The 19738-nt window shown below is 59.2% G+C and carries 18 protein-coding genes and 3 tRNA genes; 10 read left to right on the top strand and 11 right to left on the bottom strand.

Annotation, left to right across the window (positions count from 1 at the left end; genetic code table 11):
• Positions 1-29 precede the first annotated feature (29 nt).
• Both gltA and ACXAH8_RS02665 read left to right on the top strand, forming a co-directional pair.
• A complete protein-coding gene (gltA, locus tag ACXAH8_RS02670) occupies positions 30-1325 on the top strand; it encodes a citrate synthase (protein WP_475215836.1) in 1296 nt (431 codons plus the stop codon).
• A 229-nt stretch (positions 1326-1554) separates the two neighbouring features.
• Entirely contained in the window at positions 1555-2448 is an 894-nt protein-coding gene (locus ACXAH8_RS02665) for an autotransporter domain-containing protein (protein WP_475215834.1), read from the top strand.
• Positions 2449-2456: 8 nt separating this feature from the next.
• On the opposite strand, the gene ACXAH8_RS02660 is transcribed toward ACXAH8_RS02665, so the two are convergent.
• The gene (locus ACXAH8_RS02660) at positions 2457-3524 is read right to left on the bottom strand and encodes a PA0069 family radical SAM protein (protein ID WP_475215832.1); all 1068 of its coding nucleotides are present in this window, start codon (positions 3522-3524) and stop codon (positions 2457-2459) included.
• A 255-nt stretch (positions 3525-3779) separates the two neighbouring features.
• On the opposite strand from ACXAH8_RS02660, the gene ACXAH8_RS02655 reads away from it, so the two are divergent.
• Together ACXAH8_RS02655 and ACXAH8_RS02650 are read left to right on the top strand one after the other, a co-directional pair.
• A complete protein-coding gene (locus ACXAH8_RS02655) occupies positions 3780-4478 on the top strand; it encodes a corrinoid protein (RefSeq protein WP_170373819.1) in 699 nt (232 codons plus the stop codon).
• 109 nt (positions 4479-4587) lie between these two features.
• On the top strand, positions 4588-5247 hold the full coding sequence (locus ACXAH8_RS02650; RefSeq protein ID WP_475215829.1) for a DUF1638 domain-containing protein: 660 nt from the start codon (positions 4588-4590) through the stop codon (positions 5245-5247).
• Between the two features lie 2 nt (positions 5248-5249).
• Here ACXAH8_RS02650 and ACXAH8_RS02645 read toward each other — a convergent pair whose 3' ends face one another.
• Positions 5250-5660 carry a SufE family protein gene (locus ACXAH8_RS02645; RefSeq protein WP_170374327.1) on the bottom strand — a complete coding sequence of 137 codons (411 nt, stop codon included), beginning with the start codon at positions 5658-5660 and terminating at the stop codon, positions 5250-5252.
• A 138-nt stretch (positions 5661-5798) separates the two neighbouring features.
• Here ACXAH8_RS02645 and ACXAH8_RS02640 point away from each other — a divergent pair, with 138 nt between their 5' ends.
• On the top strand, positions 5799-6326 hold the full coding sequence (locus tag ACXAH8_RS02640) for a hypothetical protein (protein ID WP_170373821.1): 528 nt from the start codon (positions 5799-5801) through the stop codon (positions 6324-6326).
• Between the two features lie 4 nt (positions 6327-6330).
• Here ACXAH8_RS02640 and rnd read toward each other — a convergent pair whose 3' ends face one another.
• From rnd to purM, 3 genes are all read right to left on the bottom strand, one after another.
• Positions 6331-7488 carry a ribonuclease D gene (gene rnd / locus ACXAH8_RS02635; RefSeq protein WP_475215825.1) on the bottom strand — a complete coding sequence of 386 codons (1158 nt, stop codon included), beginning with the start codon at positions 7486-7488 and terminating at the stop codon, positions 6331-6333.
• A 109-nt stretch (positions 7489-7597) separates the two neighbouring features.
• The gene (gene purN, locus ACXAH8_RS02630) at positions 7598-8194 is read right to left on the bottom strand and encodes a phosphoribosylglycinamide formyltransferase (RefSeq protein ID WP_475215823.1); all 597 of its coding nucleotides are present in this window, start codon (positions 8192-8194) and stop codon (positions 7598-7600) included.
• Positions 8191-9237 carry a phosphoribosylformylglycinamidine cyclo-ligase gene (gene purM / locus ACXAH8_RS02625; protein ID WP_475215821.1) on the bottom strand — a complete coding sequence of 349 codons (1047 nt, stop codon included), beginning with the start codon at positions 9235-9237 and terminating at the stop codon, positions 8191-8193. Before purM ends, purN begins: the two co-directional genes overlap by 4 nt.
• A gap of 107 nt (positions 9238-9344) precedes the next feature.
• Here purM and ACXAH8_RS02620 point away from each other — a divergent pair.
• Positions 9345-9421: transfer RNA gene (locus tag ACXAH8_RS02620), tRNA-Ile, on the top strand.
• 33 nt (positions 9422-9454) lie between these two features.
• On the opposite strand, the gene ACXAH8_RS02615 is transcribed toward ACXAH8_RS02620, so the two are convergent.
• The gene (locus tag ACXAH8_RS02615) at positions 9455-10774 is read right to left on the bottom strand and encodes an ATP-binding protein (RefSeq protein ID WP_475215819.1); all 1320 of its coding nucleotides are present in this window, start codon (positions 10772-10774) and stop codon (positions 9455-9457) included.
• Between the two features lie 44 nt (positions 10775-10818).
• On the opposite strand from ACXAH8_RS02615, the gene ACXAH8_RS02610 reads away from it, so the two are divergent.
• The 3 genes from ACXAH8_RS02610 (at position 10819) to ACXAH8_RS02600 (ending at position 12091) form a co-directional block, all read left to right on the top strand.
• Positions 10819-11733: an MBL fold metallo-hydrolase gene (locus ACXAH8_RS02610; RefSeq protein ID WP_475215817.1), complete on the top strand. Its 915-nt coding sequence runs from the start codon at positions 10819-10821 to the stop codon at positions 11731-11733.
• 75 nt (positions 11734-11808) lie between these two features.
• A tRNA-Asn gene (locus ACXAH8_RS02605) sits at positions 11809-11883 on the top strand.
• A 133-nt stretch (positions 11884-12016) separates the two neighbouring features.
• Positions 12017-12091, top strand: a tRNA-Asn gene (locus ACXAH8_RS02600).
• Positions 12092-12102: 11 nt separating this feature from the next.
• Here the strand turns inward: ACXAH8_RS02600 and ACXAH8_RS02595 are convergent.
• The 4 genes from ACXAH8_RS02595 to zwf form a co-directional block, all read right to left on the bottom strand.
• Positions 12103-13722 (bottom strand): long-chain-fatty-acid--CoA ligase, encoded by a 1620-nt coding sequence (locus ACXAH8_RS02595; protein WP_475215815.1) that lies wholly within the window; start codon positions 13720-13722, stop codon positions 12103-12105.
• A 184-nt stretch (positions 13723-13906) separates the two neighbouring features.
• A complete protein-coding gene (gene pgi, locus ACXAH8_RS02590; protein WP_475215813.1) occupies positions 13907-15514 on the bottom strand; it encodes a glucose-6-phosphate isomerase in 1608 nt (535 codons plus the stop codon).
• A 3-nt stretch (positions 15515-15517) separates the two neighbouring features.
• Complete coding sequence (gene pgl / locus ACXAH8_RS02585) at positions 15518-16189, bottom strand: 6-phosphogluconolactonase (RefSeq protein WP_170659654.1); 672 nt, start codon at positions 16187-16189, stop codon at positions 15518-15520.
• Positions 16186-17640: a glucose-6-phosphate dehydrogenase gene (zwf, locus tag ACXAH8_RS02580; protein WP_475215810.1), complete on the bottom strand. Its 1455-nt coding sequence runs from the start codon at positions 17638-17640 to the stop codon at positions 16186-16188. Before zwf ends, pgl begins: the two co-directional genes overlap by 4 nt.
• A 190-nt stretch (positions 17641-17830) precedes the next feature.
• On the opposite strand from zwf, the gene ACXAH8_RS02575 reads away from it, so the two are divergent.
• Positions 17831-19387: a caspase family protein gene (locus tag ACXAH8_RS02575; RefSeq protein WP_475215807.1), complete on the top strand. Its 1557-nt coding sequence runs from the start codon at positions 17831-17833 to the stop codon at positions 19385-19387.
• Between the two features lie 4 nt (positions 19388-19391).
• Here ACXAH8_RS02575 and ACXAH8_RS02570 read toward each other — a convergent pair whose 3' ends face one another.
• Positions 19392-19661 carry an usg protein gene (locus ACXAH8_RS02570; RefSeq protein WP_170373832.1) on the bottom strand — a complete coding sequence of 90 codons (270 nt, stop codon included), beginning with the start codon at positions 19659-19661 and terminating at the stop codon, positions 19392-19394.
• Positions 19662-19738 lie beyond the last annotated feature (77 nt).

The following is a 19738-nucleotide window of genomic DNA, read 5'->3' as shown; positions in this document are numbered from 1 at the left end:
ACCTGCGCACAAATGAAGAAGGGACAACCATGACTGATAGCAATAAGACAGCAACTCTGACCGTCCATGGCAAAGAGTATGAGTTGCCCGTTCACTCTCCAACTGCTGGGCCTGATGTTGTCGATATTCGCAAGCTTTACGGTCAGGCAGGTGTGTTCACCTACGATCCCGGCTTTACTTCGACTGCCAGCTGCGACAGCACCATCACCTATATCGACGGCGACAAAGGTGAGCTGCTGCACCGTGGCTACCCGATTGATCAGCTGGCCGAGAAGTCCCACTTCCTCGAAGTCTGCTACCTGCTTCTTTACGGAGAGCTGCCGGTCGCAAAAGATCTCGAAACCTTCGAATCCACGATCACGCGTCACACTATGCTGCACGAACAAATGCAGTATTTCTACCGCGGCTTCCGTCGTGACGCGCACCCGATGGCCATCATGGTTGGTGTCGTCGGCGCTATGTCGGCTTTCTATCACGACTCGACCGATATCTCGGACCCGCATCAGCGTGAGGTCGCCTCGCACCGCCTGATCGCCAAGATGCCGACGATTGCGGCCTGGGCCTACAAATACCACACCGGCCAGCCTTTCGTGTATCCGCGTAACGATCTGGACTATGCGTCGAACTTCCTGCGCATGTGCTTCAGCGTTCCGGCTGAAGAATATGAGGTAAACCCGATCCTCAGCCGTGCGATGGACCGTATCTTTACCTTGCACGCAGATCACGAGCAGAACGCCTCGACCTCGACCGTGCGTTTGGCGTCGTCCTCGGGCGCGAACCCATTCGCTTGTATCGCTGCCGGTATCGCCTGCCTCTGGGGTCCGGCGCATGGTGGTGCGAACCAGGCCTGCCTTGAGATGCTGGAAGAGATCGGCACCGTCGATCGTATCCCCGAATACATCGCTCGTGCGAAGGACAAGAACGATCCGTTCCGCCTGATGGGCTTCGGCCACCGGGTTTACAAAAATTTCGACCCGCGCGCGAAGGTGATGAAGCAATCTGCCGACGAAGTGCTGGATCTGCTGGGTGTCGAAAACAACCCCAAGCTTCAGGTCGCGAAAGAACTGGAGCGCGAAGCGCTGGAAGATCCGTATTTCGCCGAGAAGAAGCTGTTCCCGAACGTGGACTTCTATTCGGGCATCATCCTCGAGGCGATGGGCTTCCCAACCTCGATGTTCACACCGATCTTCGCCCTGTCGCGCACAGTTGGCTGGGTCAGCCAGTGGAAAGAGATGATCGCCGATCCTCAGAACAAGATTGGCCGCCCGCGTCAGCTGTATCTGGGCGAAACACTCCGCGACTACGTGGATATCGAAAAGCGCTGAAACGCGCGTTAAGCCAAACAAAACCTAGGCTCCGGGCGTTCCGGGGCCTTTTTTGATTCTGGTTTGTTGTAGCGTTGCGTCACTTGCCCCGGCGGTTTTTTTGCGCCCGCTTCTCTCAGCCCAAGACCATGGATATGGTTTCGTGAAATTGTAGAAACCCAGTGTTGCGATGGTATGTCGGTTCCTTCAAATAGCCTTTCTGGCGTTCTTTGCGTTTCCGGCGTCTGGTTTGGCGCAAGGGATTCTTGAGGATATTTTCAAACAGATCCAGCGCGAAAACGCGGCGGGTTCTCTGGCGATATTAGGCCTTGCTGGCATCCCTGATGACTCAGCCAGTGCAATCTCACTGCAATCGAACACGGGAAACCGCGAATATGATTTCAAATCCGCGCAATTGGGCGGGGGCTTTCGACTGAGCGAAGGCGTACCCATCTACCTTGAAGGCTATATCGGCTATGCGCGCTATGACCCGGTCCTGTTCTTCTCTGGCTCCGGCGACACCACCACGTTGCCGCTCAAATGGACGAGCGCCGCTGCAACAGGCGGTATCGGCTACCAGTTCGACCTGGGAGAGCGCTGGAAACTGACGCCCATGGCGCATATCTCGATCGGGCGCACCCAATCTGACACGTCAGTCGCCGCCCAAGTGATAGCAGAGCGGCTTGGCATAGAAGCTGATTTCCTCGAAAGCGGCGGCCTCTGGGCCGGAGGTGCGGGCGGTTCCCTGACGCTGGACTACGCACGCCCTCTGACCAATGACCGAGAGTTCGAGATGAGCCTTCGCTATACGCATATCGAATACTGGCCCATTGGTGACGACGAAGACCTCCTCGTGCAATCGACGGCTGCAAATGCAGTGCTTTGGTCACGGTACCGGTTTCCAACTGGCGGTCGGATGTTTGGCCGTCCGGTGCGTTGGGTCGGGGATTTGTCTATCTCTTACCTGGTCGGGGATCAGTCGATTGTTCTGGGCACAGATTGGCTAGCCCGCGTCGGCGGCGGGATCGAGGTCGACCTCTCCGACACCTGGGTTCCATGGGTAAGCACAACCCGGATCATGGTCCGCTACTATGGCAGCGACACGGTCAACGGGTTCACAGCCGGGATCGGCATCAGCTTCTGACGCGCGGTCTAAAACAGGCTCATCTGATCGCCCGGTTGCGCAGGTTTTGCGAAAAGATCGCGACGCAGTTCGTCGGACTTCACCTTCAGGCCCAAACGTTTGACGGCCACCTTGAAGCGTTTTGCGATCAATTCGGCATACTCGCCTTCCCCCCGCATCCGGTGACCCCAGCGCGGGTCATAGTCGCGACCTCCATGCATTTCGCGCACCCGTGCCATGACCTTTTCGGCCCGCGCGGGTTCATGTTCGGCCAGCCAGTCCTGCCACAGCGCCGACACCTCTCGGGGCAGACGCAGCATGATCCAACTCGCGGTGTCGGCGCCGGCCTCATGCCCGGCCTCCAGCAGAGTCTCCAGCTCGTGATCCGTCAACCCGGGCACAACGGGCGAGGTCATCACCCGCACCGGCACCCCTGCCCCGGTCAGACGTCGGATGACCTCCAACCGCCGTTTGGGAGACGGCGCGCGCGGCTCCATCCGGCGAGAGAGGCCAGCGTCCAAGGTTGTTAGGGATATCCCGACCCGAACTAGACCCTGCGCGGCCATGGGGGCAAGAATATCCAGATCCCTCTCGATCAGGGTCCCTTTGGTCACGATCGCTATGGGGTGGTTGAAATCCCTCAAAACCTCAAGACAGGCCCGCGTGATCCCGCGTTCTTTTTCAACGGGTTGATAAGGGTCGGTGTTGGTGCCCAAGGCAATCGGCGCGACCTTGTAGGACAGCGCAGACAATTCCTTGCGCAGCACCTCGGCCGCATTGCCGCGAGCGATCAAACGCGTCTCGAAATCCAGCCCCGCAGACAGCCCCAGATAGGCGTGACTGGGCCGCGCAAAGCAATAGACGCAGCCATGTTCGCACCCCCGATATGGGTTGATCGAGCGGTCAAACGGCAAATCGGGCGAGCGATTATAGGTGATCAGACTGCGCGCCACCTCGTCCCGAACCTCGGTTCTCAGAAGCGGTTGATCTTCTTCGATGTCCCAACCGTCATCCGTCTGGACCGTGGCAAGTTTTTCAAAGCGACCCGCGTCATTGGATGCGGTCCCTCGAGCGCGGATATTGGTTTGAGGTTGCATTCGTTCACTCTTCGTTCTCATCGTATTGATACGCGAATACTGAACGCCAGGCAACCATCCCCTGTTTTTGCTAACCTGAGCCAGACACAGGATGATCATGCATATTATTCTGTCGCCCAATGCCGATTTTTGACATAAACGTCGGTCCCGAAACCGCCGAGGTCGCAATCGTCACAGTAAATATGCGACGTTTTGGCCAAAACGAAAAAAATGCCACCCCGGACCAAGGGTCCGCACAGCTCAGGAAAACACCCCATGTCCGACGAAGAAGACATCATCCTGTCCGAACTGAACGACGAAGAGCTTGTTGAACAGATGTTCGACGATCTCTACGACGGCCTGAAAGAAGAGATCGAAGAAGGCACCAACATCCTTCTCGAGCGCGGCTGGACCCCCTACGACATCCTGACCAAAGCTCTGGTCGGCGGCATGACCGTGGTTGGCCACGACTTCCGCGACGGCATCCTGTTCGTGCCCGAAGTTCTGCTGGCCGCCAACGCCATGAAAGGCGGTATGGCGATCCTGAAGCCTCTGCTGGCTGAAACAGGCGCACCGCGCGTTGGCAAGATGGTCATCGGCACCGTGAAGGGCGACATCCACGACATAGGCAAGAACCTTGTTTCGATGATGATGGAAGGCGCTGGCTTCGAAGTTGTCGACATCGGCATCAACAACCCGGTCGAAAACTACCTGGAAGCGCTGGAAAACGAACAGCCCGACATCCTGGGCATGTCGGCCCTGCTGACCACGACCATGCCTTACATGAAGGTCGTGATCGACACGCTGGTCGAGCAAGGCGTTCGCGATGACTACATCGTTCTGGTCGGCGGCGCGCCTCTGAACGAAGAATTCGGCAAAGCCATCGGCGCTGACGCATATTGCCGCGACGCGGCTGTGGCTGTTGAGACAGCCAAGGACTTCGTCTCGCGCAAGCACAACCAGCTGGCGGGATAAGAACACCGTTTCTGTTCTGAAAGGGCCGCTCGATTTCGGGCGGCCCTTTTTGTTTCAAGCCGCGTTTTCGGGCAAAATCACCCGGACCAGCCAGCCAGAGGATCTAGGAATGTCACAGAGCCAACATCCCGATGACGCCAGTCTGACGACCGATGGATATGACGAAACCGGCAAGGGCCGTATCTTGTTGCTAGCCTGCGGGGCGTTGGCGCGCGAGATTCTGGACCTCAAAACCCGCAACGGCTGGGACCATATGGATCTGACCTGCCTGCCCGCGATCCTTCATGTCCACCCCGAGAAAATCACACAGGCTGTCGAGGACGCGATTGCCAAGCATCGTGAGAACTACGATCAGGTCTTCGTCGTCTACGCGGATTGCGGCACTGGCGGCCTGCTACAACAGGCATGCGACCGGCTGGGTATCGAGATGGTCAAAGGCCCGCATTGCTATTCGTTCTTCGAAGGGAATGAGGCCTTTGCCGCTCAGGGAGAGGACGAGACAACCGCCTTCTACCTGACAGATTTTCTAGCCCGACAGTTCGATGCCTTTGTCTGGAAACCGCTGGGTCTGGATCGCCATCCTCAGCTGCGAGACATGTATTTCGGGAACTACACCAAACTAGTGTATCAGGCCCAAACAGATGATCCCGCGCTGACCGCGCGCGCGCAGGAATGTGCCGAGCGGATGGGACTGGATTTCGAGCGTCGCCTGACCGGCTATGGCGATCTAGAAACCACGTTGAGTGATTGGGCGACCAGAACGCGCTGACGCTACGCTTTCTCCTGCGCCACTTCGCGGATACGTTCGATCATCGCCCTCAGACCGTTCGACCGCTGAGCGGACAAGTGGTCATTCAGGCCCAGCCGCGCCAACTCTCCGCCGGCATCGACCTTGATCACCTCAGCAACCGGCAAGTCGTTGTAAAGAAGACGTAAAACCGCAATCAGGCCACGGACGATCAGCGCATCGCTATCCCCATCGAAACGAAACACGCCGCCATCGATCATCGGGTGCAGCCACACTTGGCTGGCGCAGCCGTCCACTTTGGTGGCTGGAACTTTGAGCGCATCGTCCAGTGGCTCCATCGCCTTGCCCTGTTCGATCACATGGCGATAGCGGTCCTCCCAATCTTCGAGGAACTCGAAATCTTCGACAATTTCTTCAAAGGCGGGCGTTGCCATGGCGCGGCGGTCCTTCTGTTTCATTCACAATTGTGACCTATGCCGACGATAGCCCCCTGTCCAGCCCTCGCCGTGGCTTTTCAAGGCAAGGAAATTGCGCTAACCCATTGCGTGAATGACTGTTAAAGCCGTGGGTCCATGCAAAAATCACTGTCTCTTCTTATCATCGCCGCGTTGACCCTGTCTGCCTGCAATAGCTGGCGCAATTCACGGGCGAACCCGTCGAACTGGTTCGGATCCAGCCAGCCAGCCCCGGTCGAAACCGCCCCGGTAGACGAGGCCTATGCCCTGGTGCCAAGACAAAGCGATGGCATCGGCTTGTTTGATCGTCCCGTAGAAGAAGACACCAGCGTTCCAATTGCAAAAATCGACGAGCTGCGGATCGACGCGACGCCTACCGGAGCGATCGTCTATTCCTCGGGCACGGCGCAACGCCAGGGCGCGTTTAACGCCCGTCTGGTGCCCGTGAATTCGGAAGAAAACCAGAAGAACGGCGTGATGGAGTTCACCTTCCTGGTGAATTACCCCAAGGCGCAAACGGCTCAAGGCACTGAGCGTTCGCGAATGGTTTCCGACGCCATCAACGTCTCCCGGCAAGAGCTTGAAGGCATTCGCCTGGTCCGCGTGGTTGGGCAGCAAAACGCCCTGGAATCACGCCGCCGCTAAACGATCAGAGGGGCACGACCTTCACGTTTTGCCCTTTTGCGGCCAGTGCGATCTTGCCTTCGCACAGCTTCAGAGCATCCTCACCGAACACCTCGAACCTCCAGCCGGTCATGGAGGGAAGGCCACGCTCGCCCGCTGCGATCTGGTCCAGTTCGGCGCTGGTGGCGATCAGCTTTGCCGCCACACCCGAGCTTTCGGTTTTCGATTTCAGCAGCACCCGCAACAGATCGGCCAGCGCCGGGTTCACCTTTAGCTTGTCGCGGTTTGTATCGACCTTGGGCAATTGTTCGGGTGGACAGTTCACACCTTTCTTGACGGCCGTCAGAATACCTTCCGCAATCGCCCCCTTACGCGCCTCTCGTAGCAATAGGCGCGAGCCTCCAAGGTCCGATGGCGTTTTGGGTTTGGTGGAGGCCAGTTCGATCAGCGCGTCATCCTTGAACACGCGGTTGCGCGGGATGTTGTTGTCCTGCGCATGGGATTCGCGGAACTGCGCCAACTCCCGCACAACCGCCAGAAACTTGGCCGAATTCGTCCGCGTTTTAACACGCTTCCACGCATCCTCGGGCCGGATGTCATAGGTGCCGGGCTGTGTCAGGATGCGTAGTTCCTCGGACACCCAATGGCTGCGCTTGGTTTTCTCAAGCTCAGCCGCGAGATGTTCGTAGATCTTGCGCAGGTGGGTCACATCGGCCAGCGCATAGGTCTTTTGCGCATCTGTCAAAGGACGCCGCGACCAGTCGGTAAAGCGCGAGGTTTTATCCACCCCCTGCTTGCAGATCTTGCGCACCAGCGTCTCGTATCCCACCTGTTCACCAAAGCCACAGACCATCGCAGCAACCTGAGTGTCAAACAGCGGGGTTGGGAAGACATGCGCATCGACCCAGAAGATCTCAAGGTCCTGACGCGCGGCATGGAACACCTTGACCACGCCCTCATTCCGGAACAGCTCGTAGAGCGGCTCAAGCGAGATACCATCAGCCAGTGGGTCGACCAAAACGGCGCTGTCTTCATCCTCAGAAGGAACGGCCAATTGCACCAGACACAGTTTTGAATAGTAGGTCCGCTCGCGCAGAAATTCGGTATCTACAGTGACATAGGGAAAAGCAGCAGCAGCCGAGCAGAAATCAGCCAGCTCTTGCGTCGTTGTCAGAGTTTTCATGCGCCGTACTATTCTTGTTCTTTGTGTGACTGCCCGTTTTTCTACCGTCCCGAGCGTTATCGGCGACCATAGGACGAATTTCCGCCGGGTGTAAATCACCCAAGGGCGATCAGGGCAGCATAAGAACGGACCTGTTGCCTTCCGCATACCGCCGCAGCACCGACGGGTAGAGCTGATGCTCATAAACCAGCACTTTGGCGGCCAGGCTGTCGGGGGTGTCCTCGGGTGCAATCGCGACCCGCGCCTGCCCCAGAATTGGGCCATCATCCAGCGCCGCGGTGACCTCATGCACGGTGCAGCCATGTTCAGCATCACCCGCTTCGATCGCGCGGGCGTGGGTGTGCAGGCCCTTGTATTTCGGCAGAAGCGAGGGGTGAATGTTAAGCATCCGCCCCTGAAAGCGCGAGACGAAATCGCCGGTCAGGACCCGCATGAACCCGGCCAGACATACAATATCGGGTTGCGCGGCCTCAAGCGGCTTCAGTAACTCCGCCTCAAACGCCGCTCGATCCTCTTTAAAGGGGCGGTGATCAACCACAGCCGTTTCAATGCCGCGATCCCGCGCCTTTGCCAGACCACCGGCCTGCGCGTCGTTGGACAGAACCAGACATGGGCGCGCAGGATGGTCTCCGGTCATGCTGTCGACCAGAGAGACCATGTTTGACCCACCGCCGGAAATCAGAATCGCGACGCGCTTGTGGCTCACAGCAGTTTGCCCGAATAGGCCACGCCAGCCGCGTCGGTCACGGTGCCGATGCGCGAGACGGTCTCGCCCGCCTCAGCCAGCAAAGCCGTCAGCGCATCGGCCTGATCTGCGGCGCAGACCACGATCATGCCGATGCCGCAATTGAAGGTCTTCAACATCTCACCTTCGGCAATCCCGCCAGTTTCAGCCATCCAGCCAAAGACGGGCGGCAGATCCCATGCGTCTAGATCAATCTGAGCGCCCAGACCTTCGGGCAGAACACGCGGCAGGTTTTCGGTCAGACCCCCGCCAGTAATATGCGCCAGCGCATGCACCCCCCCGGCCCGGATCGTGGCCAGAGCAGGCTTCACATAAAGCCGCGTGGGCGTCAGCAGCGACTCGCCAAGCGTGCCGTCGCTAAAGGGCGAGTCGGCCTCCCAGCCTAGCCCGGAAATCTCAACCAGTTTGCGCACCAGAGAGTAGCCGTTGGAATGCACCCCGTTCGAAGCCAGCCCCAGCAGAACGTCGCCCGCCGTTACCCCGTCGGGCAGATCGGCACCACGCTCCATCGCGCCGACCGAAAACCCGGCCAGATCGAAATCACCATCGGGATACATGCCCGGCATCTCGGCGGTTTCGCCACCGATCAGAGCACAACCCGACTGAGCGCAGCCTTCGGCAATCCCTTCGATGATCCGCGCAGCGGTATCGGTGTCCAGCTTGCCGGTGGCGAAATAATCAAGGAAGAACAAAGGCTCAGCGCCCTGACAGATCAGGTCGTTGACGCACATTGCGACCAGATCAATGCCGACGCCATCCACAACACCTGTATCAATCGCGATCCGCAGCTTGGTGCCAACACCGTCGGTGGCCCCCACCAGAATCGGGTCTTCATAGCCAGCGGCCTTGAGGTCGAACAGCGCGCCGAACCCGCCCAGACCGCTCATGACTCCGGGGCGATTGGTGCGTTTGGCAGCAGGCTTGATGCGGTCGACCAGAGCGTTGCCTGCATCAATATCCACACCCGCGTCGGCGTAGGTGATTCCGTTCTTGCCCGCTGTCATGGCCTATCCCTCATGAATGGTTTGCGGGCGGGTTAGTCGATTGTGCGCTTTGATGCAACGGTCAGGCTTGACGCGGGCGATCACCGTGGTACTCAAAGCGCTCAGGCGGGCCTGTAGCTCAATTGGTTAGAGCAGAGCGCTCATAACGCTTTGGTTGCGGGTTCAAGTCCTGCCGGGCCTACCAAATTCCGCCGTTTTTCCTGAGAACACCGCGCCTCTAGCGCCCCACGATGATGTCGGCACACAGCCCACCCAATCGCTCGCTTTTGCCAAGGCGCAAGACGCCGCCATGGGCACGGGCGATGTCGGCTACGATGGCAAGGCCCAGACCAACACCGCTGCCTTGGTTCTGATTGCGTGCAGGGTCCAGCCGGGAAAAAGGCTTAACGGCCTCGGTCCGCTGTTCGGGCGGGATGCCCGGTCCATCATCCTCGACCCGGATGCGGAGGGATTTGGGCGTCAGCGTCAGGCTGACATCCGCCTTGCTGCCATAGCGCACCGCGTTACCGATCAGGTTCTCAACCGCCCGGCGCATGGCCGATGGTCGCAACATCGCGGTCCCCTGCCCTTCGACGGCAACCAACTCCGCCTGATGCCCTGCCCTTTTTGCGTCGCTAACGATTTGCGTCAGCAAAGCTTCGGGATCGACCTCTTCGGGCGCGCCTTCTGCGGCACCGCGTGAAAAGTCGAGGAACGCATCCAGAAGCGATTGCATCTCGGTTACGTCCTGCTGCAACGGCGCAGCCTCTTCTTCTGGCAACATAGAAAGACCCAGTTTCAGCCGTGTCAGCGGAGTACGCAGGTCATGGCTGACCCCGGACAACATCAACGTTCGCTGCTCCATCTGCCGCTCGATCCTCGCCCGCATGTCGAGAAAAGCGTTGCCCGCGGCCCGAACCTCGACCGCGCCGCCGGGGGAATACGGCACAACCCGTCCGCGACCAAAAGCCTGTGCAGCATCTGCAAGCCGCGTAATGGGCCGGAGCTGGTTGCGCATATATAGAAACGAAATCGAGGTCATGATGATGGCAAAGAAAACCATCGTCACAATCAACTGATGCGGCGCTGCTGGGGACAGACGCCGTCGATCAAAGGTCAGCTGCAAAAGGCCCAGATGAGTGGGCATATACAAGCGCGCCTCTTGCCCGCTGGGCAGGGCAACCGCCTCAAGGTCAGGCAATTCCGCCATCAGATCTGCCTCAACCTGTGGCGCAATAAAGTCGTACCATCTGCGCCGGCCGATTTCTGGCATCTCATCCGCATCGAGGAACTGCATCTTCATCGAGAGAGCGCTCAGATCAGGACGCACAGCGGCCAACGCCTGTTGCCGGGTCTCAGCCTCGGCCATGGTCTGAGTGATCAGTCGGACCTCACGCGCGGCGGCTTGCGTCATCTGCGCGGTCACGTCCTCCAGATGCTTTTGCAAGAACGCAATGCCCACCACCAGCAGCAAGGCCACCACCGGCAGGACAAGAATCAGGGCAGCCCGGACATACAGGCCGCGCGGCATATAGGGTTTGAGCCATTGCGTGGACATGCGCTAAACCTAGCGGGCTGCCCGGACAAGAGAAAGAGGACAGAATGCAGGCACCTGACGAATTCAACCCGCCGGTTGGCGTGGCGCAGGAGTTGCAGCCGGGTTTGCGGCGCATTCTGGCTCCGAATCCCTCGCCGATGACGTATCGGGGCACGAACACCTATCTTCTGGGAACGCGGGATCTGGCGGTGATCGACCCCGGACCGCTGAGCGACACGCATCTTGAGGCGATTCTGAACGCGCTGACACCTGATCAGAGAATCAGCCACATCCTCGTGACCCACACCCATCTGGATCATTCGCCTCTAGCTGCCCCGCTCGCCGCCCACACGGGTGCCCCGATTCTGGCCTTTGGAGGCCCCGAAGCCGGGCGCAGTGCGGTCATGTCCGACCTCGCCCAAAGTGGCATGGTGCAAGGCGGAGAAGGCATCGACACCGCGTTCCGGCCGGATATCGAATTGGCGGACGGAGAACTCGTCACAGGTGACGATTGGCAGCTCGAGGTCATCCACACCCCCGGTCATCTGGGCAATCATATCGCGCTGGCCTGGGGCGATATCTGCTTTACGGCAGATCACGTGATGGGTTGGGCCAGTTCGCTCGTCTCTCCCCCCGACGGAGACCTCACCGATTTCATGGCGGCTTGTCATCGGCTGCAACAGCGCGAGTGGTCTGTCTTTCATGCGGGTCACGGGGCGCCGATCGAAAACCCTGCTGAGCGGCTGGAGTGGTTGGTTCAGCATCGCTTGGGGCGAGAAGCGCAAATCCTGACGGCGCTGGCAGATCGGCAAGGCTCGGCCCGGCAATTGGCTGAGCGTATCTACACCGAAACCCCGAAAGCCCTGCTGCCCGCAGCCGAGCGTAACGTCCTGGCGCATTTGATTGATTTGGCAGGAAAATCCAAAGTCACCTATGATGGCCCGCTTGCGTCAGATGCGGTTTTCCGGCGACTTTCGTGAGCGCGTCAAAAAATTCTGATTTCTCGCGCTTCCCCTCTGGACGTCAAAAATCGGGGTTGTTATACGGCCCTCAGTTCCGGCGTAGCTCAGCGGTAGAGCAGTTGACTGTTAATCAATTGGTCGTAGGTTCGATCCCTACCGCCGGAGCCAATCTTCTCAGCAAAATCTGGTGAAATTGATCATGGGCCCGAGGGGCCAGAACTGCGCTTTGCTGATCGGCAGAAAAAACTTTCCATCCCCCACTGGACGCCGTGAAAACAGCTTGCTATACGGCGCGAACCGTTCCGGCGTAGCTCAGCGGTAGAGCAGTTGACTGTTAATCAATTGGTCGTAGGTTCGATCCCTACCGCCGGAGCCAATTCCCCAAGATTACCCCGTCAATGCGTCGGCAAACTGCGTGCGCAGGGTCCGTTTCAGCACCTTTCCTGTTGCGTTCAACGGCAGAGCGTCGATGAACACAACCTTATCCGGCACTTGCCATTTGGCGATCTTGCCATCGAAGAAGGACAGCAGTTCTTTCTCTGACGGCTCCTCTCCCTCGGCCTTCACGGCGACCAGAACCGGGCGCTCATCCCATTTGGGGTGCGGGACCCCGACCACGGCGGCTGTGGCGAGTTTTGGGTGGGCGACTGCGATGTTTTCCAACTCGACCGAGCTGATCCATTCGCCGCCCGATTTGATGATATCCTTGGACCGATCGCGGATCGTCATGTAGCCGTCGGCATCCAGCGTTGCGACGTCCCCCGTGGCGAACCAGCCGTCCTGCAACAGCGCCTCGTCCTGCATCTGGAAATAACTGTCCAGCACCCACGGACCGCGCACCATCAGGTCGCCCTGGGTTTCGCCGTCATGGGGCAAGTCATTGCCGTCGTCATCCACGATCTTCAGCTCAACCCCATAGGGCGGCCGCCCCTGGCTTTCGCGTAGACGGTGTTGCTCTTCGATCGGCAGGTCGCGATGTTTGGCAATCGGGACATTGGTTGAGCCCAGCGGACTCATCTCGCTCATGCCCCAGGCGTGGACGGTGTCAACGTCGTAGACCTCACGGAAGGTTTCGATCATCGAGGGTGGGCAAGCGGCGCCTCCGATCACGGTACGCTCAAGACTGGCGAGTTTGCTGTCGGATTGCGCGGCGTGGGCCAGAAGGCCCTGCCAGATCGTTGGAACACCCATTGCGACCGTCACGCCATAGGTGTCAATCAGGTTGACCAGCGCCTCACCATGCAGGCCTGGCCCAGGCAAAACCATGCGCGAGCCGGACATGGCACAGGCATAGGGCGACCCCCAGGCATTGACATGGAACATCGGCACCACAGGCATCACGACATCCATCGCCGAATAGCCAATGACGTCTCGCGCATTCGAGGCAAAGCCATGCAATACGGTCGAGCGATGTGAGTACAGCACCCCCTTGGGATGGCCCGTTGTGCCCGAGGTGTAGCACAGGCCGGAGGCCGTGTTTTCATCCAAGTCCGGCCATGCGAAATCGGCATCACCCGTCTCGATCAAGTCATCATAGAATTGCAGCCCTTCGATCTGCATGGCCGCTTCCTCATCACGGGGCCCCATCAGCACAAAGTGATGAACCTCGCCCAGTCCTTCTTGCAACGCGGCGACCAGAGGGATGAAGGTGGCATCGAAGAACAGAACGCGATCCTGGGCGTGGTTGATGATGTAGGTCAGCTGCTCGGGGAAGAGGCGCGGATTGATCGTGTGACACACGAAACCGGCACCCGAGGTCGCATAGTAGATCTCAAGGTGGCGGCGATTGTTCCAGGCTAGGGTGCCGATGCGGTCCTGTGGTTCCAGTCCAAGCTTGGTCAGCGCCGATCCCAACTGGCGGGCATTGCGCGCCACTTCGGACCAATTGGTCTGCGCTACGGTGCCGTCTGTTTCGACCGACACGATTTCCGTCTGACCGTGGTAGCGCTCGGCATGATCAATCAGTGACGAGATCAGCAAGGGCTGCGTCATCATCTGTCCCAGCATGGACATCCTCCCTTTTTTGTTCAGGCCAAGTTTTTGGCGGCCATTCCGTGCTTTGAGTGATACGCGGGCCTGTGGCCGGGCGATCAATCATGACGGTTCATTGGGAAGAACCCTGCCAAGCAATTATTTGCCTGACAATAAAAAGATTGCGGCCCGAGATTGGCCCGGGCCGCATTTCAGCACGTCAATTGCGGTGACGCAGGGCATAGGCGACCAAGGCCGCAGTCGAGCCATCCTTGTCGTCCGCGCTTTCTTCTCCGTCCACGATCGGCCCGAGTGAGGTGGCAAGTTCTTTGCCCAATTCAACGCCCCATTGATCGAAGGAATTGATGCCCAGAAGAACGCCTTCGACGAACACCCGATGTTCATAAAGCGCAATAATCTGCCCCAGCACAAAGGGCGTCAGTTTGGGATAGATCAAAGTAGTCGAAGGCCGGTTGCCCGGAAACACCCGATGCCGTGCCTGACGGTCGAGTTCGTCGCCTTGCAAGCCTTTGGCAGCCATACGAACGCTGGCTTCATCAAGAGACCTGCCGCGCATCAAAGCCTCGGACTGGGCAAGGCAATTGGCCAGAAGCAGGCGGTGGTGATGGGCCAGCTCCGGCTCATGTCCTTCGGCGGCGACCATGAATTCGCAGGGGATCACGTCGGTGCCCTGATGGATCAGCTGGTAAAAAGCGTGCTGGCCGTTGGTGCCCGGTTCACCCCAGACAACAGGCCCCGATGGCACTGTCAGCGCGCTGCCATCCATTGCGACCGATTTGCCGTTCGATTCCATCTCAAGCTGCTGGAAATAAGCCGGCAAGCGCAGCAGCCGTTGGTCATAGGGCAACACCGCGCGGCTGGCATGGCCCAGCACCTGACGATGCCAGACTCCGACCAAGGCGAGCATAACCGGCACGTTCTCAGCCCAGTCGGCCGAGCGGAAGTGCAGGTCCATCGCTTGCCCGCCCCGCAGGAACGCATCGAACGCGTTCGAGCCAATCGCGATCATCACCGGCAAACCGACAGGACCCCAAACAGAGTACCGCCCGCCGACCCAATCGGCGAAGCCGAATACGCGGTCCTCAGGGATGCCGAAGGCCTGCGTTTTGTCCAACGCGCTTGAGACGGCGGCGAACTGCTTGGAGGGGTCGCCTCCGCCCTCACTCATCCATGCCCGGGCGGTGCGGGCGTTGGTCATGGTTTCAATCGTCGTGAAGGTTTTCGAGGCCACGATCACCAGTGTCCGGGTCGGGTCCAACTGGCGCAACGTATCCGCGATATGCGCGCCATCGACGTTCGAGACATAGTGCAGACGCGGCCCATCATGGTAGGGCGACAGCGCATGGGTCGCCATCACCGGTCCCAGATCCGAACCTCCGATGCCGATATTCACCACATCGGTAAAGCTGCCCCCTGCCCCGGCTGCCGTTCCTCCGCGCACCTCCTCGGCGAAGACGCGCATCCGCTGCAAGGTGTCCAAAACGTCCGGCATGACATCCTGACCATCGACCTGTACCGCGTCGCCGTCTAGGTTTCGCAACGCCGTGTGCAACACCGCGCGATCTTCAGTCTCGTTGATTTTCTGGCCAGAAAACATCGCCTCGCGGCGTGCTTCCAGATCGGCTTGGTCGCACAATTGGATCAGAGCATCCCGGATCTCGCCGTCGATCTGCGTTTTTGAGTAGTCGAACAGCATATCTCCGGTTGAGGCAGAGAACCCCTTTGCTCGATCCGCGTCCGCCTCGAATAGGTCGAGAATGCGCGCCTGCTGCGATGCTGCCAGTGTTTTCAATCTATCCAGCTGCATCGCTCACTCCGCCCAATGCACAGTCATGCCGCCTAGAACAGCCGCGATCGGGGCCTCCTCGGGGGGCAGAGACATGGCCTTCTCCAGCGCTTCCCGCTTCTCGGCGCCGAAAATGATCAGATGTTTCGACAAGGCCCCATCTAGGACCGGAGCCGTCAGGGTGATACGCGGTTCCGGCTGCACATCCGTCCGCGCCACGGCCAGTGTCGGCGCATTGCTGTCCAGCGCCTCAGCCAACCCCTGCATTCCCGGAAACAGCGAGGCGGTGTGCATATCACCACCCATCCCCAACACCAGCACCGACAAAGGCAGCACTGGTGCGATCAATGACTCGATCTCAGGCAGCGCGTCCTCGGGTGCCGCTCCCGGAACGTAGAGCGGTACATATTGTGCCACCGAGGCGCGGTTGGTCAGAAGGCGTTCGCGGATCAGACGCTCGTTCGAGCGGTCACTGTCCGCAGGCACACAGCGTTCGTCGGTCGGCAGCACGCGTATCCGAGCCCAGTCCAGATCTGCGGCACAGAGGACATCGAAAACCGGCCCCGGAGTCGTTCCGCCTGGCACTGCAAGGGCCACCGTGTCGTCATGCAACAAAGCGGCCTCCAATTCTCCGGCCAATGCGTTGGCCACGTCGATCGCCAACATGTCGCGGTCGGCATATTCCTGAATATTCATGGCTTGATTCCTTGCCAGTGGCGACCGTCTCGTTTCATCAGCAGCTCGGCGTCGCCCGGCCCTGTGCTGCCACTGTCATAGGGTTTGGGGACATCGCCCCGCGCCTGCCATCCGGCGATGATCGGATCAGTCCAGGCCCAGGCGGCCTCAACCTCATCACCGCGCATGAACAGTGTCTGGTTGCCCCGGATCACGTCCATGATCAGGCGTTCATAGGCATCGGGCGGATCCTGATTTTCCGGACCGAGCGCCTCGGCAAAGCTCATGTCGAGCGGGACGTCGATCAAACGCATTCCACCCTGCCCCGGCTCTTTGATGGTCACCTTGAGGGTGATCCCCTCATTCGGTTGCAACCGGATGGACAAGGCATTGGCGTGTCGCCCTGCTGCCTCGCCAAAGATCGAATGCGGTGCATCCTTAAACTGCACGTTGATCACCGAGGAGCGCGCCACCAGCTGCTTGCCGGTGCGTAGGTAGAACGGCGTCCCGGCCCATCGCCAATTGCTGATATGCGCCTTCAAGGCCACGTAACTTTCCGTGGTCGAGCGGGGATTGCCGACAACCTCACGATAGCCCGACCCATCAGCCTCGGTAGCGAACTGCCCGCGTACAATGTGGTGCGGCTCAACCGGATCGAGCGCGCGGATGACCTTGAGCTTTTCGTCGCGTACAGCGTCCGGATCGAACTTGGCGGGCGGCTCCATCGCGATCAGGCAGAGCAGTTGCATCAGATGGTTCTGCACCATGTCGCGCATGGCTCCAGCGCGCTCGTAATAGTCTTCGCGCCCTTTGACGCCCACCGTTTCGGCCACGGTGATCTGGATGTGATCCACGTATTGGCTGTTCCAAAGCGGCTCAAACAGCATGTTGCCAAACCGCACGGCCATCAGGTTCTGGACGGTTTCTTTCCCCAGATAATGGTCGATCCGATAAATCTGCCCTTCGTCGAAATGCGCCGCCAGCGTCGCATTCAAATCCCGTGCGCTGTCCAGATCGTGGCCAAAGGGTTTCTCTACCACGATCCGAGTATCCTCGGTCGCAAGCGCATGCGCGCGGATACGTTCGGCCAGAGGGGCAAACAGGCTGGGACCGACCGAGAAATAGAACGCCCGCACGCGGTCCGGGGTCAGTTTGCCTGCAAGCTCATCCCACCCGCCGGTTGAAAGCGCATCAAGCCTGACATAGTCGAGACGCTGCAGGAAACCCTGCAGGTTCTCAACCTCGCCCGACCGTCTGGGCGCATAGCTCCGCAACGACTCGGCCACGAGGGTCCGGAATGCATCCGTCGAAAGCTCACTGCGCGCAGCCGCAATGATGCGCGCGCTTTCGGGCCATTGCCCCGCGCAGAACCTGCGAAACAAAGCGGGCAGGATCTTGCGCTGCGCAAGATCTCCGGTGCCGCCGAAAATGACCAGATCGAAAGGATCGACGGGAATGACGCGTGAAACCATGAGTTGTCCTTAACCTGCCCCTAAGGTCATGTCCAATGTTAGCGCAATCATTAGCACTTCTTTTTTCCGTCGCATGACCTGAAAACCGCCTCTTATTCGATGGGTACAGCCAAAGTAATCCAAATCACTGAGGGACGCGGCGGTTTTCCGCTATAGATGTAACAGGATCATTCCAGTTTGGGTTGTTGAGATGAACAAGTTTCTGTTTTTTCTGTTTGCATGTTTCGCCGCCCCGCTTTGGGCGCAAGAGCGTTTGGCTCTGGTCATCGGCAATGATCAATACAACTCGGTCGTTGATCTGAAGAAAGCTGTCGCAGATGCCGAGGCGGTTTCCGACAAGCTGGAAAATCTGGGCTTTGAAACCATCCAAGGTCTCAACCTCGACCGGCGCGGTATGAACCAGAAAATCGCGGACTTTACGGCCCGGCTTGAGGCTGGCGACACTGCTTTTGTGTTCTTCGCCGGTCACGGGGTTGAGATCGACGGAGAGAATTACCTGCTGCCGACCGATATCGTCGCGCCCTCGTCCGGCGAGACCGATTTCGTGATATCCGAATCCATCGCCCTGTCGAACCTGTTGGACCGCGTCCGCGCCACCGGTGCGCGCACCTCGATCACCATTATTGACGCCTGCCGTGACAATCCGTTTGAAACCGTATCGGGGCGCAGCGTAGGGCGTACACGTGGCCTGGGGCGCATCAACGCGCCTGAGGGTATGTTCGTGATCTTCTCGGCCGGGGCCGGCCAGATGGCGCTGGACCGCCTGAGCGATGATGAACCCGCGAAGAACTCAGTCTTCACCCGCGCATTGCTGCCGCGCCTGTCAGAACCGGGTCTTGAGCTGCGCAGCATGGTCTCGGACCTGCGACGCGAGGTGCGCGACCTGTCCCGCACTGTTCAGCACACGCAAATCCCCGCCTACTATGATGAGCTGCTGGGAGAGTTCTATTTCACCCCAGCCGTCGTAACGGTTCCGCGGACCACACCAACGCCCCAAACAGATGATATGCGCGCCGATCTAGAGCTTGCGCGCTCGGTCGGAACGGTGACCGCACTGGACGCATTTCTTGAGAAGTATGAGGATCGGTCCGAGAACTACTCCTACGAGGTCGCTCTGCAATTGCGCGACAGCCTTGCCTCGGTTGAGCTGCCAATCGAGACAGAGCGCACTCCGGCCCCCGAAGCCCCAGACACCCCGGTCATTTCAGATTCGCGCGAAGTGATGCGCGCCACGCAATCGGCCTTGAACGCACTGGGCTGCAGTGCCGGAGGTGCAGATGGTGTCGCCGGACCACGCACAAGACAGGCCTTTGCACGCTACCGCGACGCGAGCGCGTCGCAATTGGGGGCAGATGATTTGGGAACTCAGCACGCGCTGGAGGAGTTGCAGGGTAAAAGCGGCACGATCTGCAAGGTCGTCGCTGCACCGGCCCCTGCGCCGTCTGTGTCGGCGAGTGTGACGATGGCTGGCACCTGGCAGTTCAAGGCCACTTGCGCGGTCGTCGTCAAAGTGACCGGAACGGTGCGCTACTCTCATGCCGGTGGCAATAAATACACCGGAAGCCTCACCGACTCGTTGGGTCAAAAAGCCAACACGGTGATCTACGTGAATGACCAACAGATCAGCGGCACCGACTATTTCCCCGGCATTACGGTTCAATGGCGCGGTCGTCTGGCTGAAGATGGCAACAGCTTCACCAGCTCGGGCTCAACCGGGTGTTCGGTCTACGCGTGGCGGGCGGGATAAGGCGTCAGTTCACGCGGAACTCACCCACCATATTGCGCCACTCTCCCGGCGCGATCATCTTGCGATGCGTGAACTTGACCGAGTGCAAAGGCCCCTCGATCTCGCGCTGCCAAAAGTCGATGAATTCGAACAGTTTCGGATGATCGGGCGCGAGATCATATTCTTGCCAGATAAATGTATTCAGAACATGGATATAGTCAGGCATATGGTAGAAGAATTCCGCCGTCGTCAGACCGTATCCCTTCAGCATCAATTCGGTTTCGCTTTGCTGCATTCAGACCTCCGATTTCATTCAGGGTCTCTCCATGATAGCAGCAAAACCACCTAACATTTGGATAACAAGATGTTACC

Source organism: Ruegeria sp. ABV3_008 (assembly GCF_056161185.1).
Note: the sequence above shows the minus strand (reverse complement) of the source record. Positions and strands in the feature narration are given on the sequence as shown.